This window comes from Candidatus Thiothrix sulfatifontis (assembly GCA_022828425.1).
Lineage (GTDB): Bacteria > Pseudomonadota > Gammaproteobacteria > Thiotrichales > Thiotrichaceae > Thiothrix > Thiothrix sulfatifontis.
On sequence record CP094685.1, the window covers coordinates 3,003,681 to 3,018,900 of the forward strand.

General features: G+C 47.5%; 14 protein-coding genes. 7 read left to right on the forward strand and 7 right to left on the reverse strand.

Translation table 11 applies throughout. From position 1 onward, the window contains the following. Positions 1-49: 49 nt before the first annotated feature. The gene (apbC, locus tag L3K52_14925; GenBank protein UOG91475.1) at positions 50-1,138 is read right to left on the reverse strand and encodes an iron-sulfur cluster carrier protein ApbC; all 1,089 of its coding nucleotides are present in this window, start codon (positions 1,136-1,138) and stop codon (positions 50-52) included. A gap of 280 nt (positions 1,139-1,418) precedes the next feature. Further along, positions 1,419-2,348 (reverse strand): phage integrase N-terminal SAM-like domain-containing protein, encoded by a 930-nt coding sequence (locus L3K52_14930; GenBank protein ID UOG91476.1) that lies wholly within the window; start codon positions 2,346-2,348, stop codon positions 1,419-1,421. A gap of 452 nt (positions 2,349-2,800) precedes the next feature. Here L3K52_14930 and L3K52_14935 point away from each other — a divergent pair, with 452 nt between their 5' ends. Further along, complete coding sequence (locus L3K52_14935) at positions 2,801-3,907, forward strand: hypothetical protein (GenBank protein ID UOG91477.1); 1,107 nt, start codon at positions 2,801-2,803, stop codon at positions 3,905-3,907. Positions 3,908-4,113: 206 nt separating this feature from the next. Here the strand turns inward: L3K52_14935 and L3K52_14940 are convergent, their stop codons facing one another. Both L3K52_14940 and L3K52_14945 read right to left on the reverse strand, forming a co-directional pair. After that, positions 4,114-4,491 carry a transposase family protein gene (locus L3K52_14940; GenBank protein ID UOG94019.1) on the reverse strand — a complete coding sequence of 126 codons (378 nt, stop codon included), beginning with the start codon at positions 4,489-4,491 and terminating at the stop codon, positions 4,114-4,116. Next, entirely contained in the window at positions 4,479-5,024 is a 546-nt protein-coding gene (locus L3K52_14945) for a transposase (GenBank protein ID UOG91478.1), read from the reverse strand. Before L3K52_14945 ends, L3K52_14940 begins: the two co-directional genes overlap by 13 nt. A 126-nt stretch (positions 5,025-5,150) precedes the next feature. Here L3K52_14945 and L3K52_14950 point away from each other — a divergent pair, with 126 nt between their 5' ends. From L3K52_14950 to L3K52_14970, 5 genes are all read left to right on the forward strand, one after another. Beyond that, positions 5,151-6,098, forward strand: a complete 948-nt coding sequence (locus tag L3K52_14950) for a hypothetical protein (protein ID UOG91479.1) — start codon at positions 5,151-5,153, stop codon at positions 6,096-6,098. Between the two features lie 451 nt (positions 6,099-6,549). After that, positions 6,550-6,834: a hypothetical protein gene (locus L3K52_14955; GenBank protein ID UOG91480.1), complete on the forward strand. Its 285-nt coding sequence runs from the start codon at positions 6,550-6,552 to the stop codon at positions 6,832-6,834. Between the two features lie 165 nt (positions 6,835-6,999). Further along, positions 7,000-7,254, forward strand: coding sequence for a type II toxin-antitoxin system Phd/YefM family antitoxin (locus L3K52_14960; GenBank protein ID UOG91481.1), 255 nt, complete (start codon positions 7,000-7,002; stop codon positions 7,252-7,254). Continuing rightward, positions 7,251-7,676 (forward strand): type II toxin-antitoxin system VapC family toxin, encoded by a 426-nt coding sequence (locus tag L3K52_14965; GenBank protein ID UOG91482.1) that lies wholly within the window; start codon positions 7,251-7,253, stop codon positions 7,674-7,676. The genes L3K52_14960 and L3K52_14965 overlap by 4 nt, the downstream gene beginning before the upstream one ends. A 6-nt stretch (positions 7,677-7,682) precedes the next feature. Continuing rightward, positions 7,683-8,522: a methyltransferase domain-containing protein gene (locus tag L3K52_14970; GenBank protein ID UOG91483.1), complete on the forward strand. Its 840-nt coding sequence runs from the start codon at positions 7,683-7,685 to the stop codon at positions 8,520-8,522. A gap of 79 nt (positions 8,523-8,601) precedes the next feature. On the opposite strand, the gene lpdA is transcribed toward L3K52_14970, so the two are convergent. The 3 genes from lpdA to aceE are packed head-to-tail and all read right to left on the reverse strand — an operon-like array spanning position 8,602 to position 14,326. Further along, on the reverse strand, positions 8,602-10,344 hold the full coding sequence (gene lpdA / locus L3K52_14975; GenBank protein ID UOG91484.1) for a dihydrolipoyl dehydrogenase: 1,743 nt from the start codon (positions 10,342-10,344) through the stop codon (positions 8,602-8,604). Then, positions 10,341-11,657 (reverse strand): dihydrolipoyllysine-residue acetyltransferase, encoded by a 1,317-nt coding sequence (aceF, locus tag L3K52_14980; protein ID UOG91485.1) that lies wholly within the window; start codon positions 11,655-11,657, stop codon positions 10,341-10,343. The genes lpdA and aceF overlap by 4 nt, the downstream gene beginning before the upstream one ends. Before the next feature lie 11 nt (positions 11,658-11,668). Then, a complete protein-coding gene (gene aceE / locus L3K52_14985) occupies positions 11,669-14,326 on the reverse strand; it encodes a pyruvate dehydrogenase (acetyl-transferring), homodimeric type (GenBank protein ID UOG91486.1) in 2,658 nt (885 codons plus the stop codon). Positions 14,327-14,534: 208 nt separating this feature from the next. Here aceE and rnt point away from each other — a divergent pair, with 208 nt between their 5' ends. Continuing rightward, a complete protein-coding gene (gene rnt / locus L3K52_14990) occupies positions 14,535-15,176 on the forward strand; it encodes a ribonuclease T (protein ID UOG91487.1) in 642 nt (213 codons plus the stop codon). The last annotated feature ends 44 nt before the right edge of the window (positions 15,177-15,220 follow it).

Below are 15,220 nucleotides of genomic sequence, written 5' to 3' on the forward strand. Positions count from 1 at the left end.
CCCTCGCCCCTTGAGGGAGAGGGGGCTGGGGGCTGGGGGGTGAGGGGTATTAAACGTTCATGATCTTAATGGTCGGGAACTTGGTGCTGTAGTCTTTGGCTTTTTGTGCCAAACGTGCCGACGCTTTGCGGGCAATCTCTTTGTAGATTTGCGTGACCGCGCCATCCGGGTCAGCCACCACGGTCGGGTTGCCGTTGTCGACTTGCTCACGGATTTTGATGTCGAGTGGCAGACCACCGAGGTAATTCACGCCGTATTGCTCTGCCATGCGTTGACCGCCGCCTTCGCCGAAGATGTGTTCGACCGTGCCGCAGTTGCTACAAATGTGCATACTCATGTTTTCGACAATACCCAAGATCGGCACTTCGACTTTCTCAAACATTTTCAGACCTTTACGCGCATCCAACAAAGCAATGTCTTGTGGAGTGGTGACAATGATCGCGCCAGATACCGGGATTTTCTGGGAAAGCGTCAATTGAATGTCGCCCGTGCCGGGTGGCAGGTCGATGACCAGATAATCCAAATCGCCCCAGTTGGTGTCACCCAGCAATTGTTCCAGTGCTTGTGTGACCATCGGGCCGCGCCAGATCATGGGGGTGTCTTCTTCGATCAGAAAACCAATCGACATGGCTTTAATGCCGTGGTTTTGCATTGGCTCTAGGCTTTTGCCATCGCTGGATTCGGGTTGACCGCTGATGCCCAACATGCGCGGCTGGCTGGGGCCGTAAATGTCCGCGTCCAACATGCCGACTGTTGCGCCGTCGGCTTTCAGGGCTAGTGCGAGGTTGACGGCGGTGGTGGATTTGCCGACCCCACCTTTGCCGGAAGCGACCGCGATAATGTTTTTAATGCCGTCTTTACGCTTGACGCTTTTCTGCACAGCGTGTGCTGCCACTTGGGTGGTGACGCTGACGTCTGTGTTGGTTGCGCCAGCGGCGGCTAAGGCGGCTTTGATTTCTGCTGCCAATTCATCCCGATAGTTGCCCGCCGGATAGCCTTGCACCACGCTGACGGCTACGTGGCCGCCTTCCACACGGATGTCTTTTACTTGATGCAGGGATACGATGTCCTGCTCCAAATAACGGTCTTTGATGCCTTTCAATAGCGTTTCAACGTGGTCACGGGTCATGTCTGTCATTCTGTTTTCCTCAGTCAACTTGAATATCTGGGCGCGAGTTTACACCATCCTGACGCATACTCGAAATAAGCACCCATTCAGGGATGGTATTACCTAGTGGTTTAGTCGGGAATAGTGTGGGCGAGCAAAGACGTGTGGTGGCGGGGGATGGTGCTTAAGGTGCGATTAATTTTTGTAATCCGGCGCAATCAAGTGTAAATTATAGGCGCTTGTCGCAAAATCAACGCAACGCATCGGGTGGGGTCAGTACAGATCAGGGCGGTAGCGTCTCTCCGGCTCACTAAATCATATCGGCGGGGCTGCGTACACTGATACCGAGCGTATTCAGCACATGGGTATAAATAAGCGCCTCTTTGAAACGCTCAGGCAATGGCACAATCCGATCTTTAAACCCTTTGGCATTGCGGATCAGCAGTTGGTTGTAATCAAAATCCACATCCAAAATCCGCAAGGTCACGCATTCCATGAGGCGCAAACCGCCACCGTAGAGCAAGCCCGTCATTAAGTGATGCGTTCCTTTCAGGTGTTGGAATACGCGGCGCACTTCATCGCGGGACAGCACCACCGGCAGTTTACGCGGGCGTTTTGAACCGATAAAGTCGCCCAAATCATCCAGCGGCTTTTTCCAGACTTGATTAAACAGGAACGCAAGCGCATTTAATGCCTGCTTTTGGGTGGAAACCGACACATTGCGTTTAAGCACAAGGTATTCGAGGTATTGTTTGACTTCTTTACCTCCCAAATCATGCACGTCATTGGGTTTGTGGAAGTAGAAAAACCGGGAAATCCAACCACGATAGGTTTGTTCAGTGCGCATCGCGTAATTTTTGAGGCGTACCACTTTGACCACTTCAGCTAAGGCTGGCTGGTAACGTTGGTAAAGCTCATTGGAACAACGCTCTTCCCCTTCGAGCATTTCCAATCCCTCCAGACCTTCGAGGGCATCCGTGTAATCGCGGGCAACGGTGGCATGGTTGGCTTCCAACTTTTTCGCCGACGCTGACCAATATTCCCAATCGAAGTCGTTTGCCCAACTTTTTTTCAATGCCAGACAAAACAGAATCCGTATAGCATCGACGACTTGCCCAAATTGCCAGGCTTTCAAGTTGACTTCACGCCCCACTTTGGTGAGATATTCCTCTACCTGTTGGGGTGTATGGGTACGGATATGGTCGTCGGGAAAGTAAGCAATATACTGCTTAGTACGCAACACATACCACGTTACATACTTCTGAGTAACACCTTGTTTGATAAGAAAAAGCGTATAGTTTTCCCAGAACTCATGGGAATACGTAGTTGCCGGTTCTACGGGGCTTCGTGTATGCTTCTTATCCATTAACATTAACTGAATTTTGGGGACACGATTTATGATAATGCCAGACTATGCGGAATTCTCGACGAACCAGATAGGCGGCGTGTGCACACCGATTGAGCGCAGGCTTCCTATCCTGATATTCCAGAACGCCGCCTAATAAACTGTTGAGTCTGTCAGTGGGATCAGTGGGATAGAAAATACATCTGAAAACAAGAGAATAACCCCAAAATTGAAATTTTAAAACCTTATTAATCATATAGTTATAAAATAGACACCCCTCAAAATTGGGGGTTTTCCTACACCCTCGTTATGCACAAAAGCTCACTTTCCAGAGAACTTAGATATTGATGAAAGCTATAATTTTAAAGCCTATTGTTTGGAACTCTAATCATTACATTAAACCATCTGGTCATAAAGCCACTAGTGGTTTTGCGAAGGAGTTCGGTTATGGTCATGAAGAATGGAATAATTCTCCTAGTAATATTTGGAGAAATCACAAGGTTTTTCATTCAGAGTTTTCTGACTCTCTTTTAAATTACTCCAATACAGGGGATTTGGGTATCATATTAATTGCATCTTACAAAGGTATTCAATATGCACTTGGCATAGCAACAAATGTCTACCATAACACAAGAGAAGATATGCGATTAATTGCCGATGAATTGAGAATATATGATCGACATCGAGACTTATGGCGAGTTACTTCTGTTAAAAAAGCTTTTAATAACAACAACAATGTTTTTTTAAATCATTGGGAAGAAAACTATCAATGGATAAGATGGAGATGCCCACAGGAGCATTTTCATTGGTTTGATGAACCAATTCCTTTAGATCCTATCGAAATAATAGGGAAAGAAAAATTTGTTTTAAGACACGGTAGCCACCAAGCAATAAGCCAATCTATGGCACTTGAGATTATTAATAACAACTTACCGCTTGACCATGAAATATATAATTGGTTGACAGATGGAGAGTTCGATGAGAGTTTATTAAAAAACATCCCTTTAAACAAAAAGAAAACATCACAACAACTAATAGATCAATATAATATAACAAGAAGAAATTCAACATCAAAAGAAGCTTTTGAGTATTGGATTGAAGGAAAAAGAACTATAAATCCACTTCATAGTATATTGCAGGCAAGGTTTATTTATTTTCTGAAAGAGAAGAATATAGTACCAACAGAAGATGATAACTATATAGATGTTCAATATAGAAAAAACGGAAGATTATTTTTCTCAGAGATAAAACCAACCGACAACATTGAAACAAAATATGCGATTCGTTCCGCTATTGGCCAAATATTAGAATATAACTTTGAACATAAAAACAAAGCGAATCTAGAAATTGTTATAGGTTCAAAACCAAAGAGAAGAGAAGTAGAGTTTGTAAACTCTCTTAATATTATCCTAACTTACTGGAATGGCAATACATTCATTTCATGTACTCCATAAATAGCATAACGAGTTATTCGACGACGGACGCGGTGACAGCCCGCCACTCCGATCAACCAGTTTACCGCCGCGCCGTCATGCAGGGCGTTAGCTTCGTCATAACTCAATAATTTATTTTATATTTAAGAAAAGACCATGATTGATTATTATTTAAATTCATTAAACATTATCTATAAATAATTTTTATCTAAAAGTTTTTAAAACTTTCAATAGATGGGATTTCTCATGGAGTTTCTCAGGTTGTGTAGTCCGCAAGCAATTTCCATAATCTGGTCATCAAAGTCATCTTTTAAATTACGGTACACATCTTTCAGGCATCGGCAGCGTTTAATACCACTGATGATATGTTCAACGACTACCCTGCGGGCAGAAATTTGACGGTTTTCTTCTTTTTCTTGCGGGGTCAGGCATTTATTCCGTGGCTTCTTTTTTGGCTCAATGACGGTGACACCTTTTCCCATGTCAGCTCCCTTGAAGCCTAAATCACGTAAAATCACAGAACCCTCCGGTAATCGGGTCTGCTCCTCATCGGCAATTTTCTTGTCATGCTTCTTGCCTGAGTGGGTATTCCCTAAGTATTTGATATGTCTGTCAGCACAGCCAACGATGACATTGTTTTTAACCGTATGGGATTTTTTTTACCACTATAGTATTCACGCTGGACATCATTATCCACGGGGCGCTGGATTCTCCGCTCTGTTCCGTCAATAACCAATTCCTGTTGCCCTTCTTCTGCTAGCCGTCCCATTAATTCTGAGGATAGTCGAATGGGCTTATGTCCCATCTTATCCAATGCACTTTGTAATACCGGGCATAAGCGGTGTATCCAGTGGTTTGCCACACTTTGGGGAAGATCAAATGAATGCGCCAGCACTTCTTGTAAAGGATAGGTCTTCAGGTAAAACAGAATGAAAAACAGTTTGTCTTCTATTAATGCCAGTTTCCCATCAGAACGACCCCGCGTCTCATTAACACGTTTGCCCCGTGCGTGTAGGTCAGTTTGGTAAGCTGAACTGAACCGTTCGAGCAAACTCAAAAACTCCTTGACGTTGAGACTGGTCATGGCAACAAATGCCTTTTCATTGGATTTCAATGCGTTAAAGCTGTACTCCGCCATGCCGTTAATCCCTACTCTAGGCTATTATTACTGTTAGGAATTTACACTCTGGCTGTATATCTTGCCATTGATAATTATTATCAATGTATTTTAGTTTTTTATAGATAAGGTCTATTAAATCTGTTAATGCCTTTGTTCTATATATCATTTGGAATTTTAGCTTTAAATCGTATACTTAAGTTTCTCGAAAACAAAGGGGAAAGTGTAAATAAAATCAACATTAGCGACATAGGAAATAACAGTGATTCTCCTGACTTGGGTGGCTATATTTACATTGATATTCCAGAAGAAAGAAAGCCGCTTTTTCAAGATCTACTTAAAGGATTTGAAGAGTATGCAAAAGCAAAAGGTTATAAAGTAAATATTTCAATAGATGCTAGTGTCGAAGACAAAATTGCTTTTAAAATAACAATAATTGAACATGGCATTAATACTAGCACAAAAACCGTCAAAAGAGACTTAGATGAATACATAAGAAGAATTCAAAACGGGGATGATTTTGATGATATATTAGATGCCGACCATTCAATTGAAACTCAAAAAATAATAATGGCACTTAAAAATAGAATATCATTCCTTCAGCAAAACTATCAAGTAGAAAAAAATATCAACTCTTTTTATAAGGATTTTTTCTCCGAACTAAAGACCAATGCATTCCAACATTCCCATCCAGTTCAACAACATTTTAATCTTCTTCAAAACGGTAACAATGGAGCACTAGAAATGCAAAGAAGCTATTCTGCAAATAATTCAGCAAACATTATGCAAGGAGATAATCACTCAGGAATAATTGAGAGTGGAGATATAAATATTGGTGCAACATATAATGAAAAACAAGAAATCATGAAGAAACTAGATGCATTAATAGCTGCTTTAGATTCAAATGATGATGAATTAGCAAAAGCAAAAAGAAAGTTTGAATCTGTAAAAGATGAAATGCAAGATTCAAAAGAACCAGATAAAGTTTCAATAAAAAAATGGCTGGCAGGAGCAAAAACCATTTTGGATTCCGTAAAAGTTGCTGAAACAGTATATGGTCATGCCAAAGATGTTTATGAAGCATTCGGTCTTTAAGAGCTAACAAGCACATCGACGACGGACGCGGTGACAGCCCGCGATTTTTAACGGCTTACTCCCCGCCGCGCCCGTCATGCTAGACGTTGACGTATAAGAGCATCTACTCACCTCACACCAAATTTTCGATTGCATAGGTGAAGACAATAGGCACACAAATATGCTAACGTTCATCTTATGAAATCTATCAACTGGAATTCGATCAAAAATCAGACGCTCATAGAAGAACGGAATATTTTGTTTGAAGATGTGGTGTTTTCTTTACAATCAGGATGCTTACTTGATGACATGGTTCATCCCAACAAAGAGAAGTATCCCCATCAACGAATATTCGTCGTATCCATTGATGAATATGCATACTTGGTGCCGTACATCGAAAGTGATGAAGAAATATTCTTAAAGACAATCATCCCAAGTAGGAAAGCGACTAAACATTACCTTGGAGATAAAAATGAAAGAATATAAATTAGATACAGAAGAACAAGATGTTTTAGATGCTTTCGATGCTGACGAATTTAAGTCAGATATAACGCCATCACGTCGAGAGTTTCTCAAAAAATCTGCGGTTCAGGCTTCCAAAAAAGATAAAAGAATAAACATAAGAATATCAAGCCGCGACCTTGCTGTTCTTCAAAGAAGGGCGTTAGTAGAGGGTATGCCTTACCAAACACTTTTATCTAGCATCTTGCATAAATATGCTTCAGGTAGTCTTTCCGATATTACAGCAAATAAATAGCCAACAAGGTTCTCGACGACGGACGCGGGGACAGCTTTGACCAAGCTTTGCGTCGCCACGCCCGTCACACTGGACGTTATCTGCACATAGATTCCTCACACACTTGACAAAAGTCAGAAAAGAAAATACTGTCTAGTCTGTCCAGTTTAAATTGAGATTAGAGCTATGGAACAGAACATATGGCAACTCCAAGATGCAAAAAGCAAATTCAGCCAATTAGTCGATAGTGCAATACACCACAAACCTCAGTTTGTCACTAAGCATGGAAGCAATGCTGTCGTTATCATTTCATTTGAAGACTATGTAAGATTTATTAAGCCAAAAGATGACTTGGTATCATTCTTCAGAAACTCACCTTTGGTAGAAAGTGAGCTTGATTTCTCAAGAAATAAAGATATGCCAAGAGATATTGAACTATGAAATACCTACTAGATACCTGTGTTATCTCTGAGGTCATAAAAAGAGAACCCAATAAAAATGTTATTTCATGGTTGCAAGCTCAAGATGAAGCTAATTTATTTTTAAGCATATTAACGTTTGGTGAAATACACAAAGGCATTCAAAAAGATCCCGATCAAAATAGAAAGCAGAAATTAAAGATATGGGTCGAAGAAGACCTAAAAAAACGCTTTGAAAATCGAATTATCCCCATTGACTTAAAAGTTGTGACTAACTGGGGTTCTATTCAAGGTTTAGCGGAACTAGCTGGAAGAACAATGCCAACCCTAGACGGGCTTATAGCCGTTTCAGGACTAACTTATAATTGTGCTGTAGCCACAAGAAACACTTCAGACATGGAACAAAGCACAGCCGAGCTATTCAATCCTTGGGAATATCACTAACGATTTATGCCCAACTACTACCTCCACACAGACAACGCCCAACTAGCCCTAGCAGCCATCACCGCTGGACTTCCCCACGTCCGCCTTTCCACCGACCTGAACCTTTCCGAACAAGACTTTGCCCTAAGTGACCAGCACCTAATACTCGACGCAGACAATCGCCTCTCCATCGACACCCTCAAAAGCATCGTCAAAAAGACCCAGCGAATCTACCTCTGTCGCGATGGCGCAATGACCCCCTTGGAAGACCGCAGCACTGGCTACTACAAGCTCGTACCCACCGCTGGCGCACCGTTGCTAGAAATTAGCGGTGTCAAAATGCACATCTCCAAAGGCACAGACCCCTTTACCAGCGCCTCCGCGATGGCTCAACAAGCCGTGCGCAAAGGTGACAAAGTGCTGGATTGCTGTAGCGGATTAGGCTACGCCGCCATCGCCGCTCACCGCCTCGGTGCAAGCGAAGTCCTCAGCATCGAACTAAGCCCAGAAGTCATGGGGCTACGAGCGCTAAACCCTTGGTCAAACGACTTAAAGCAAGCAGGAATTGCGCAACGCCAAGGCAGCAGCTACGAACTAATAAGCACCCTACCTGCGGCTTCTTTTGATTCAGTCATTCACGACCCCCCGCGTTTTTCCCTCGCCGGAGAGCTATACAGCGAAGAATTCTACCGCGAAATCTTCCGGGTACTACGCCGCGACGGACGGCTGTTCCACTACACCGGCAATCCACACGTCGTCAAAAAAGGCAGCAGCTTTGTCGATGGCGTTATCCACCGCCTCAAAGCCGCAGGCTTCCGACACACACAAAAAGTCGAACACCTGATGGGTGTCAGCGCCCAAAAATAACCGCAAAAAAAAGCGGCTCGTTGTTCACGCGAGCCGCCAACCGGTTTCTCACTTAACGTGAGGAGTCAAACTCAAAATCCTACTTCTTCGGCGCGTAAATATCCGTGCAAGTCCCCTCTGCGACTTCTGACGCAAAGTTCAGCGTCTCAGAAAGCGTCGGATGCGGGTGAATCGTCAAACTCATATCGTGCATATCCGCCCCCATTTCCAAGGCCAGCACCGCCTCGGCAATCAGCTCACCGGCATTCTTGCCCGCAATGCCAGCGCCAATCAGTTGCCCGGTTGCCTTATCAAACAACACCTTAGTCATGCCGTTGCTGGCATCCATCGCCAACGCCCGCCCACTCGCCGCCCAAGGGAACGCACCTTTTTCATACGCAATCCCTTCCGCTTTGCACTGCTCTTCGGTCTTGCCCATCCACGCCACTTCCGGGCTGGTGTAAGCCACTGACGGAATCGCTTTCGCATCGAAATAAGCTTTATGCCCCGCAATCACCTCCGCCGCGACCTTGCCCTCGTGCGTGGCTTTGTGCGCCAGCATCGGCTGTCCCACAATGTCACCAATCGCGAAAATGTGCGGCACATTGGTACGCATCTGATTATCCACCGGAATAAAGCCGCGCGTATCCGCAAACACCCCTGCCTTGCCCGCGTCAATCAGCCCACCATTCGGCGAACGTCCAATCGCTACCAACACCCGGTCAAACGTATCCGTCGCAGGCGCACCTTTGCCCTCAAACGCACACACCAAACCTTCTGCCGTCGGCGTAATCGCGGTGACTTTGGTATTCAGGTAAATGTTCTCGTACATCCCCTTAATCTGATTGTGCAAGGGCTTCACAATGTCACGATCCGCACCGGGCATCAGTCCGGGTGAGAGTTCCACCACGGTAATTTTTGCACCGAGCGCGTGATAAACCGTCGCCATTTCCAACCCGATAATGCCACCGCCCACCACCAGCATCCGCTTAGGGATTTCTGGCAACTCCAACGCATCAGTCGAATCCATCACCCGTGGATCGTCCCACGGAATAAACGGCAATTTCGTGACCCGCGAACCGGCGGCAATGATGCAATTGGCAAATTTCACGGTCTGCTTACTGCCATCGTCAGCCGTCACTTCAATCGTGTGCGCCGAGGTGAAACGTCCGTAGCCGTGCACAATTTGCACTTTGCGCTGCTTCGCCAAGCCTTTCAGACCCGTGGTCAACTTGCCGACCACATCGCTTTTGTGCGCTCGCACGGCATCAAGGTCGATGTCCGGTTCGCCGAATTTCACGCCATGCTTGGCAAATTCCTTAGCCTCATTGATCACCTCCGCCGTGTGTAATAACGCTTTGGAGGGGATGCAACCGACGTTGAGGCATACGCCACCAATGTTGGGATAACGCTCGATCAGCACCACTTTTTTGCCAAGGTCAGCAGCGCGGAACGCAGCGGTGTAACCGCCGGGGCCAGAGCCTAGAACGACGAGTTCGGTTTCGAGATCAACAGAGGTGTTCCCTTCGACTTCGCTCAGGGAACGGGGAGGAGCAGCAGTGTCCGTGGGCTGGGCTGTGTCCGTGGGCTGAGCGGAGTCGAAGCCCACCTCCAACAACAGCAACGCCGACCCTTCCGACACCCGATCCCCGACCTTCACCAACATCTGCTTAATCGTGCCAGCCAAGGGACTTGGAATTTCCATCGACGATTTATCAGACTCAATGGTAATCAGCGAATCTTCCACCTCAATCTGGAAACCGGCATCGACCAACACTTCAATGATTTCAACGTCTTTGAAGCTGCCAATGTCGGGGACTTTGACTTCGATAATCTTGCTCATACCAGCAACCTCCGAATATCACCCAGCATTTTGGCAAGGTAAGTGGTGAAACGTGCGCCATCCGCACCATCAATCACGCGATGGTCATACGACAGCGACAGCGGCAACATCAAGCGCGGCGCGAATTCCTTACCGTTCCACACAGGCTGAATGTCGGACTTGGATACGCCCAGAATAGCGACTTCTGGCGCATTCACAATCGGGGTAAATTTCGTGCCACCAATCCCGCCGAGGCTGGAAATCGAGAAGCAACCGCCCTGCATATCCGTCGGTTTCAGCTTCTTGTCACGCGCTTTCGCCGACATTTCTTTCAGCTCTTCGGAAAGCTGCATGATCGATTTTTTGTCCACATCACGGAACACGGGCACAACCAAGCCATCCGGTGTATCCACTGCCACGCCGACGTTGTAATAGCTTTTACGGATCAGGTTTTCACCCTTCGCATCCAGCGAGGAATTGAAGCGTGGGTAAGCCTTCAGGCCAGCCACCACCGCTTTCATAATGAATACCAGCGGGGTAATTTTCATCCCCAACTTGGCATTTTCCTCATTCAACTGCTTGCGGAAAGCCTCCAGATCGGTGATGTCCGCTTGATCAAACTGCGTGACGTGCGGAATGTGTACCCAGTTGCGGTGCAAAAACTCGCCAGTCAGCTTATTAATGCGCGACAACGGCACAGTTTCGATTGCACCCCATTGGCTAAAATCAATGTCCGGCATGGGTGCAACGCCCAAGGTATTGCCGGAAGCTGCCGCTGATGGCATCCCGCCAAAACTCATCACATCCTTGATGAAGCCTTTCACGTCATCTTGGGTAATGCGTCCTTTGCGCCCAGAGCCTTTGACCTTGTTCAAGTCTGCACCGAGTTCGCGGGCAAACTTGCGCACGGACGGGGTGGCGTAGGCTTTGCTGAAGTCGAGTTTTGGGGTGGCAGGTGCGGGTGCTGCGGGTTTAGGTGCAGCAGTTACCGGCACAACAATTTCAGGTTTTGGTGGGGTGTTCCCTTCGACTTCGCTCAGGGAACGGGGTAGCGGTGTTGCAACGGCGGGGCGGTCACTGAGCGTAGTCGAAGTGTCCGCCACCTCCATCACCACCATCAAGCTCCCTTCCGAAATCCGATCCCCCACCTTCACCTTCAGCTCTTTAATCACGCCCGCGACCGGCGACGGAATTTCCATCGACGATTTGTCGGATTCAATCGTGATCAGCGAGTCTTCCACCGCGATGGTATCGCCAACGCTCACCAATACTTCAATGATTTCAACATCTTTAAAGCTGCCAATGTCTGGCACTAAAACTTCTTGGATTGCCATGATTGCTCTCCTTATGCCAGACGTGGGTTAGGTTTTTCAGGGTTGATGCCGTATTTTTCCATCGCTTTTACCAGATCAGCGGCTGGCAGGGATTTTTCATCCACCAACGCTTTCAGTGCAGCAATTACGATGTAATGACGGTTCACCTCGAAATGTTTACGCAGTTGCGCACGGGTATCGCTACGCCCAAAACCGTCTGTCCCCAGCACTGTGAATGGCATTGGCAGCCATGCACGAATCTGGTCAGGGTATTGACGGATGTAGTCGGTGGCGGCAATTGCGGGGCCACGTTGACCTTTCACGGCTTGCGTCACATACGGCACTTTCGCGTCATCCAGCGGGTGCAACATATTCCAGCGGTCACAATCACGCGCTTCCCGCGCCAACTCGTTGAAACTGGTCACGCTCCACACATTCGCATCCACGCCCCATTCCTTATCGAGCATTTCTGCTGCGGCGATCACTTCGCGCAAGATCGTGCCTGAACCCATCAGTTGCACTTTTTTGCGCTTTTTGCCGCCGCCACTGAACAAGTACATGCCTTTGACAATGCCGTCTTCACAACCGGCTGGCATGGCAGGATGCGTGTAGTTTTCGTTCATCGTGGTGATGTAGTAATACACATCTTCCTGATCTTGGTACATGCGTTTCATGCCGTTTTGCACGATAACCGCCAATTCATACGAAAAGGTTGGGTCGTAAGAAATGCAATTCGGAATCAACGCCGCCTGAATCAAGCCATGCCCATCCTGATGCTGCAACCCCTCACCCGCCAGCGTAGTGCGCCCCGCCGTGCCGCCGATCAGGAAACCCCGTGCGCGGCAATCGCCTGCTGCCCAGGCCAAATCCCCAATCCGCTGGAAACCAAACATCGAATAATAAATATAGAACGGCACCATATTCACACCGTGGGTGCTGTATGCCGTTGCCGCCGCAATCCATGAGGAAAACGCGCCCGCTTCGTTAATGCCCTCTTCCAGAATTTGCCCAGTCTTGTCTTCTTTGTAGAACATGACCTGATCTTTATCCTGCGGCTCGTACAATTGCCCGACCGAGGAATAAATCCCCATCTGGCGGAACATGCCTTCCATCCCGAAAGTACGCGCCTCATCCGGCACAATCGGCACAACATTGCGCCCCATGTTTTTGTCACGCGCCAACAATGTCAGCAAGCGCACGAACACCATCGTGGTAGACATTTCACGGTCGCCGGTGCTTTCCAGTAGCGGTTGGAAAATCGAAATATCCGGCACTTTCAGCGGGGTCGCGTGCGTTTGGCGTTGTGGCAAGAAACCACCCAAGGCTTTGCGGCGTTCCAGCATGTACTGCATTTCTTCGCCGTTGGGGTCAGGGCGGTAATATTTGGCTTCTGCCGCATCCGCATCACTCAACGGGATATTGAAACGGTTTTTGTAGGCAATCATTTCATCGCCGGAAAGCTTTTTCTGCGAGTGCGTGCGGTTCTGGCCTTCACCCGCTGAACCCATCCCGTAACCTTTGACGGTATGCGCCAAGATAACGGTCGGTTGCCCGGTATGATTCACGGCAGCGTGGTAAGCAGCGTAAACTTTGTGCGGATCATGACCGCCACGGTTTAAACGCCAAATGTCTGCGTCGCTCATTTTCGCAACCATTTCTTTCAGCTCTGGGTATTTGCCGAAGAAATTTTCGCGGATATACGCGCCATCTTTGGATTTGTAATTTTGGTATTCACCATCGACAGCTTCCATCATGCGATCTTTGAGAATGCCGTCTTTGTCTTTAGCGAGGAGTGGATCCCAATACGAACCCCACAGCACTTTGATCACATTCCAACCTGCGCCACGGAATACCGCTTCGAGTTCCTGCACGATTTTGCCGTTGCCGCGCACCGGGCCGTCCAAGCGTTGCAGGTTGCAGTTGACCACCCACACCAGATTGTCGAGTTTTTCGCGCCCGCCGAGGGAAATCGCGCCGAGGGTTTCCGGCTCATCGGTTTCACCGTCGCCGACAAATGCCCACACCTTACGATTAGCGGTTTCTGCCAACTTGCGGTCTTGCAGGTATTTCATGAAACGCGCTTGGTAGATCGACTTAATCGGCCCCAAGCCCATTGAAACGGTGGGGAACTGCCAATAATCCGGCATCAACCACGGGTGCGGGTAAGACGACAAGCCGCCGCCATCGACTTCCTGGCGGAAACCATCAAGGTCTTCTTCGGTAAAACGCCCCTCAAGGAAGGAACGCGCATACATCCCCGGTGCAGCGTGACCCTGGATATACAGCAAGTCGCCGCCGTGTTGCGGGGAAGGCGCGTGCCAGAAATGGTTCATGCCCACGTCGTACAAGGTCGCGGCAGAGGCGAAGGTGGCAATATGCCCGCCCAATTCGGGGCTTTCGCGGTTGGCGCGTACCACCATGGCTGCCGCATTCCAGCGAATGTAGGAGCGCAGGCGTGCCTCAATCGCGGGTTTGCCAGGGGTGTGGCTTTCTTTGTGCGGGGGAATCGTATTAATGTAAGCAGTATTGGCTGAATACGGCAGATTCGCACCGTTTTGACGGGCAGTCGCAATCATCTCTTGCAATAGAAAGTGCGCACGTTCCACACCTTCGGCTTCGATGACAGCCTCAAGTGACTCAATCCATTCGTGAGTTTCCTGAGAATCAACATCTTGTAATGATTTATTCATTTTTCATCCTCTTTCTTCCAGCAGTAAATCTGGTAAGCCAAATGGCATGAACACTCCAGATGGACAAGAAAGATAGCACAGACCGACACACTTTTGAAGAAAAAGTTCACACAAAAAATTAAAGTTTAATTTTCAAATACTTATGAGATTCAAATAATTTGTAAAATCTTTTGTAGGCATTTTCTATCAGTTCCGTTAAGCTCTCGTTATGACAGATGATATAGATATAATTCCCATTGCCGGACGTTTCCGTGGCTTTCTCCCCGTGGTCGTGGATGTAGAAACGGGTGGCTTTGATTGCCGCAAGGATGCGTTGCTAGAATTGGCAGCCGTGGTGTTGCGCATCGACGAAAAAGGTGAGCTATCCCGCCACCGCACCTTTAATTGGCACATCGAACCTTTTCCCAATGCCAATATGGATCCCAAATCGCTGGAAGTGAACGGCATCAAGCCCTTCAGCCCACTGCGCATGGCAGTACCTGAGCCGAAAGCGATGGAAGAATTTTTCAAAGTGATCCGCAAAGAAGTGAAGGTCAACCGCTGCAACCGCGCCATTTTGGTGGGACATAACGCGCCGTTCGACTTGAATTTTATCCATGCCGCCTCTGAACGCATCAAAGCCACCCGCAACCCGTTCCACCCGTTCAGCACTTTGGATACGGTTTCGCTGGGTGCGGTGATGTACGGGCAGACCGTGTTGGCACGTCTTTCGCAAGCCGCAGGCATGGGCTGGGATGCGGACTCCGCACACTCAGCCGTGTATGATGCTGAAAAGACAGCGGATTTATTTTGCCATTTCGTGAATACTTGGCAAACGCTGGATGCGGCGTTTAAAGCGGTCGAGAATTAAAGAAACCCCTCACCCCAACCCCTCTCCCGCAAGGGGCGAGGGGC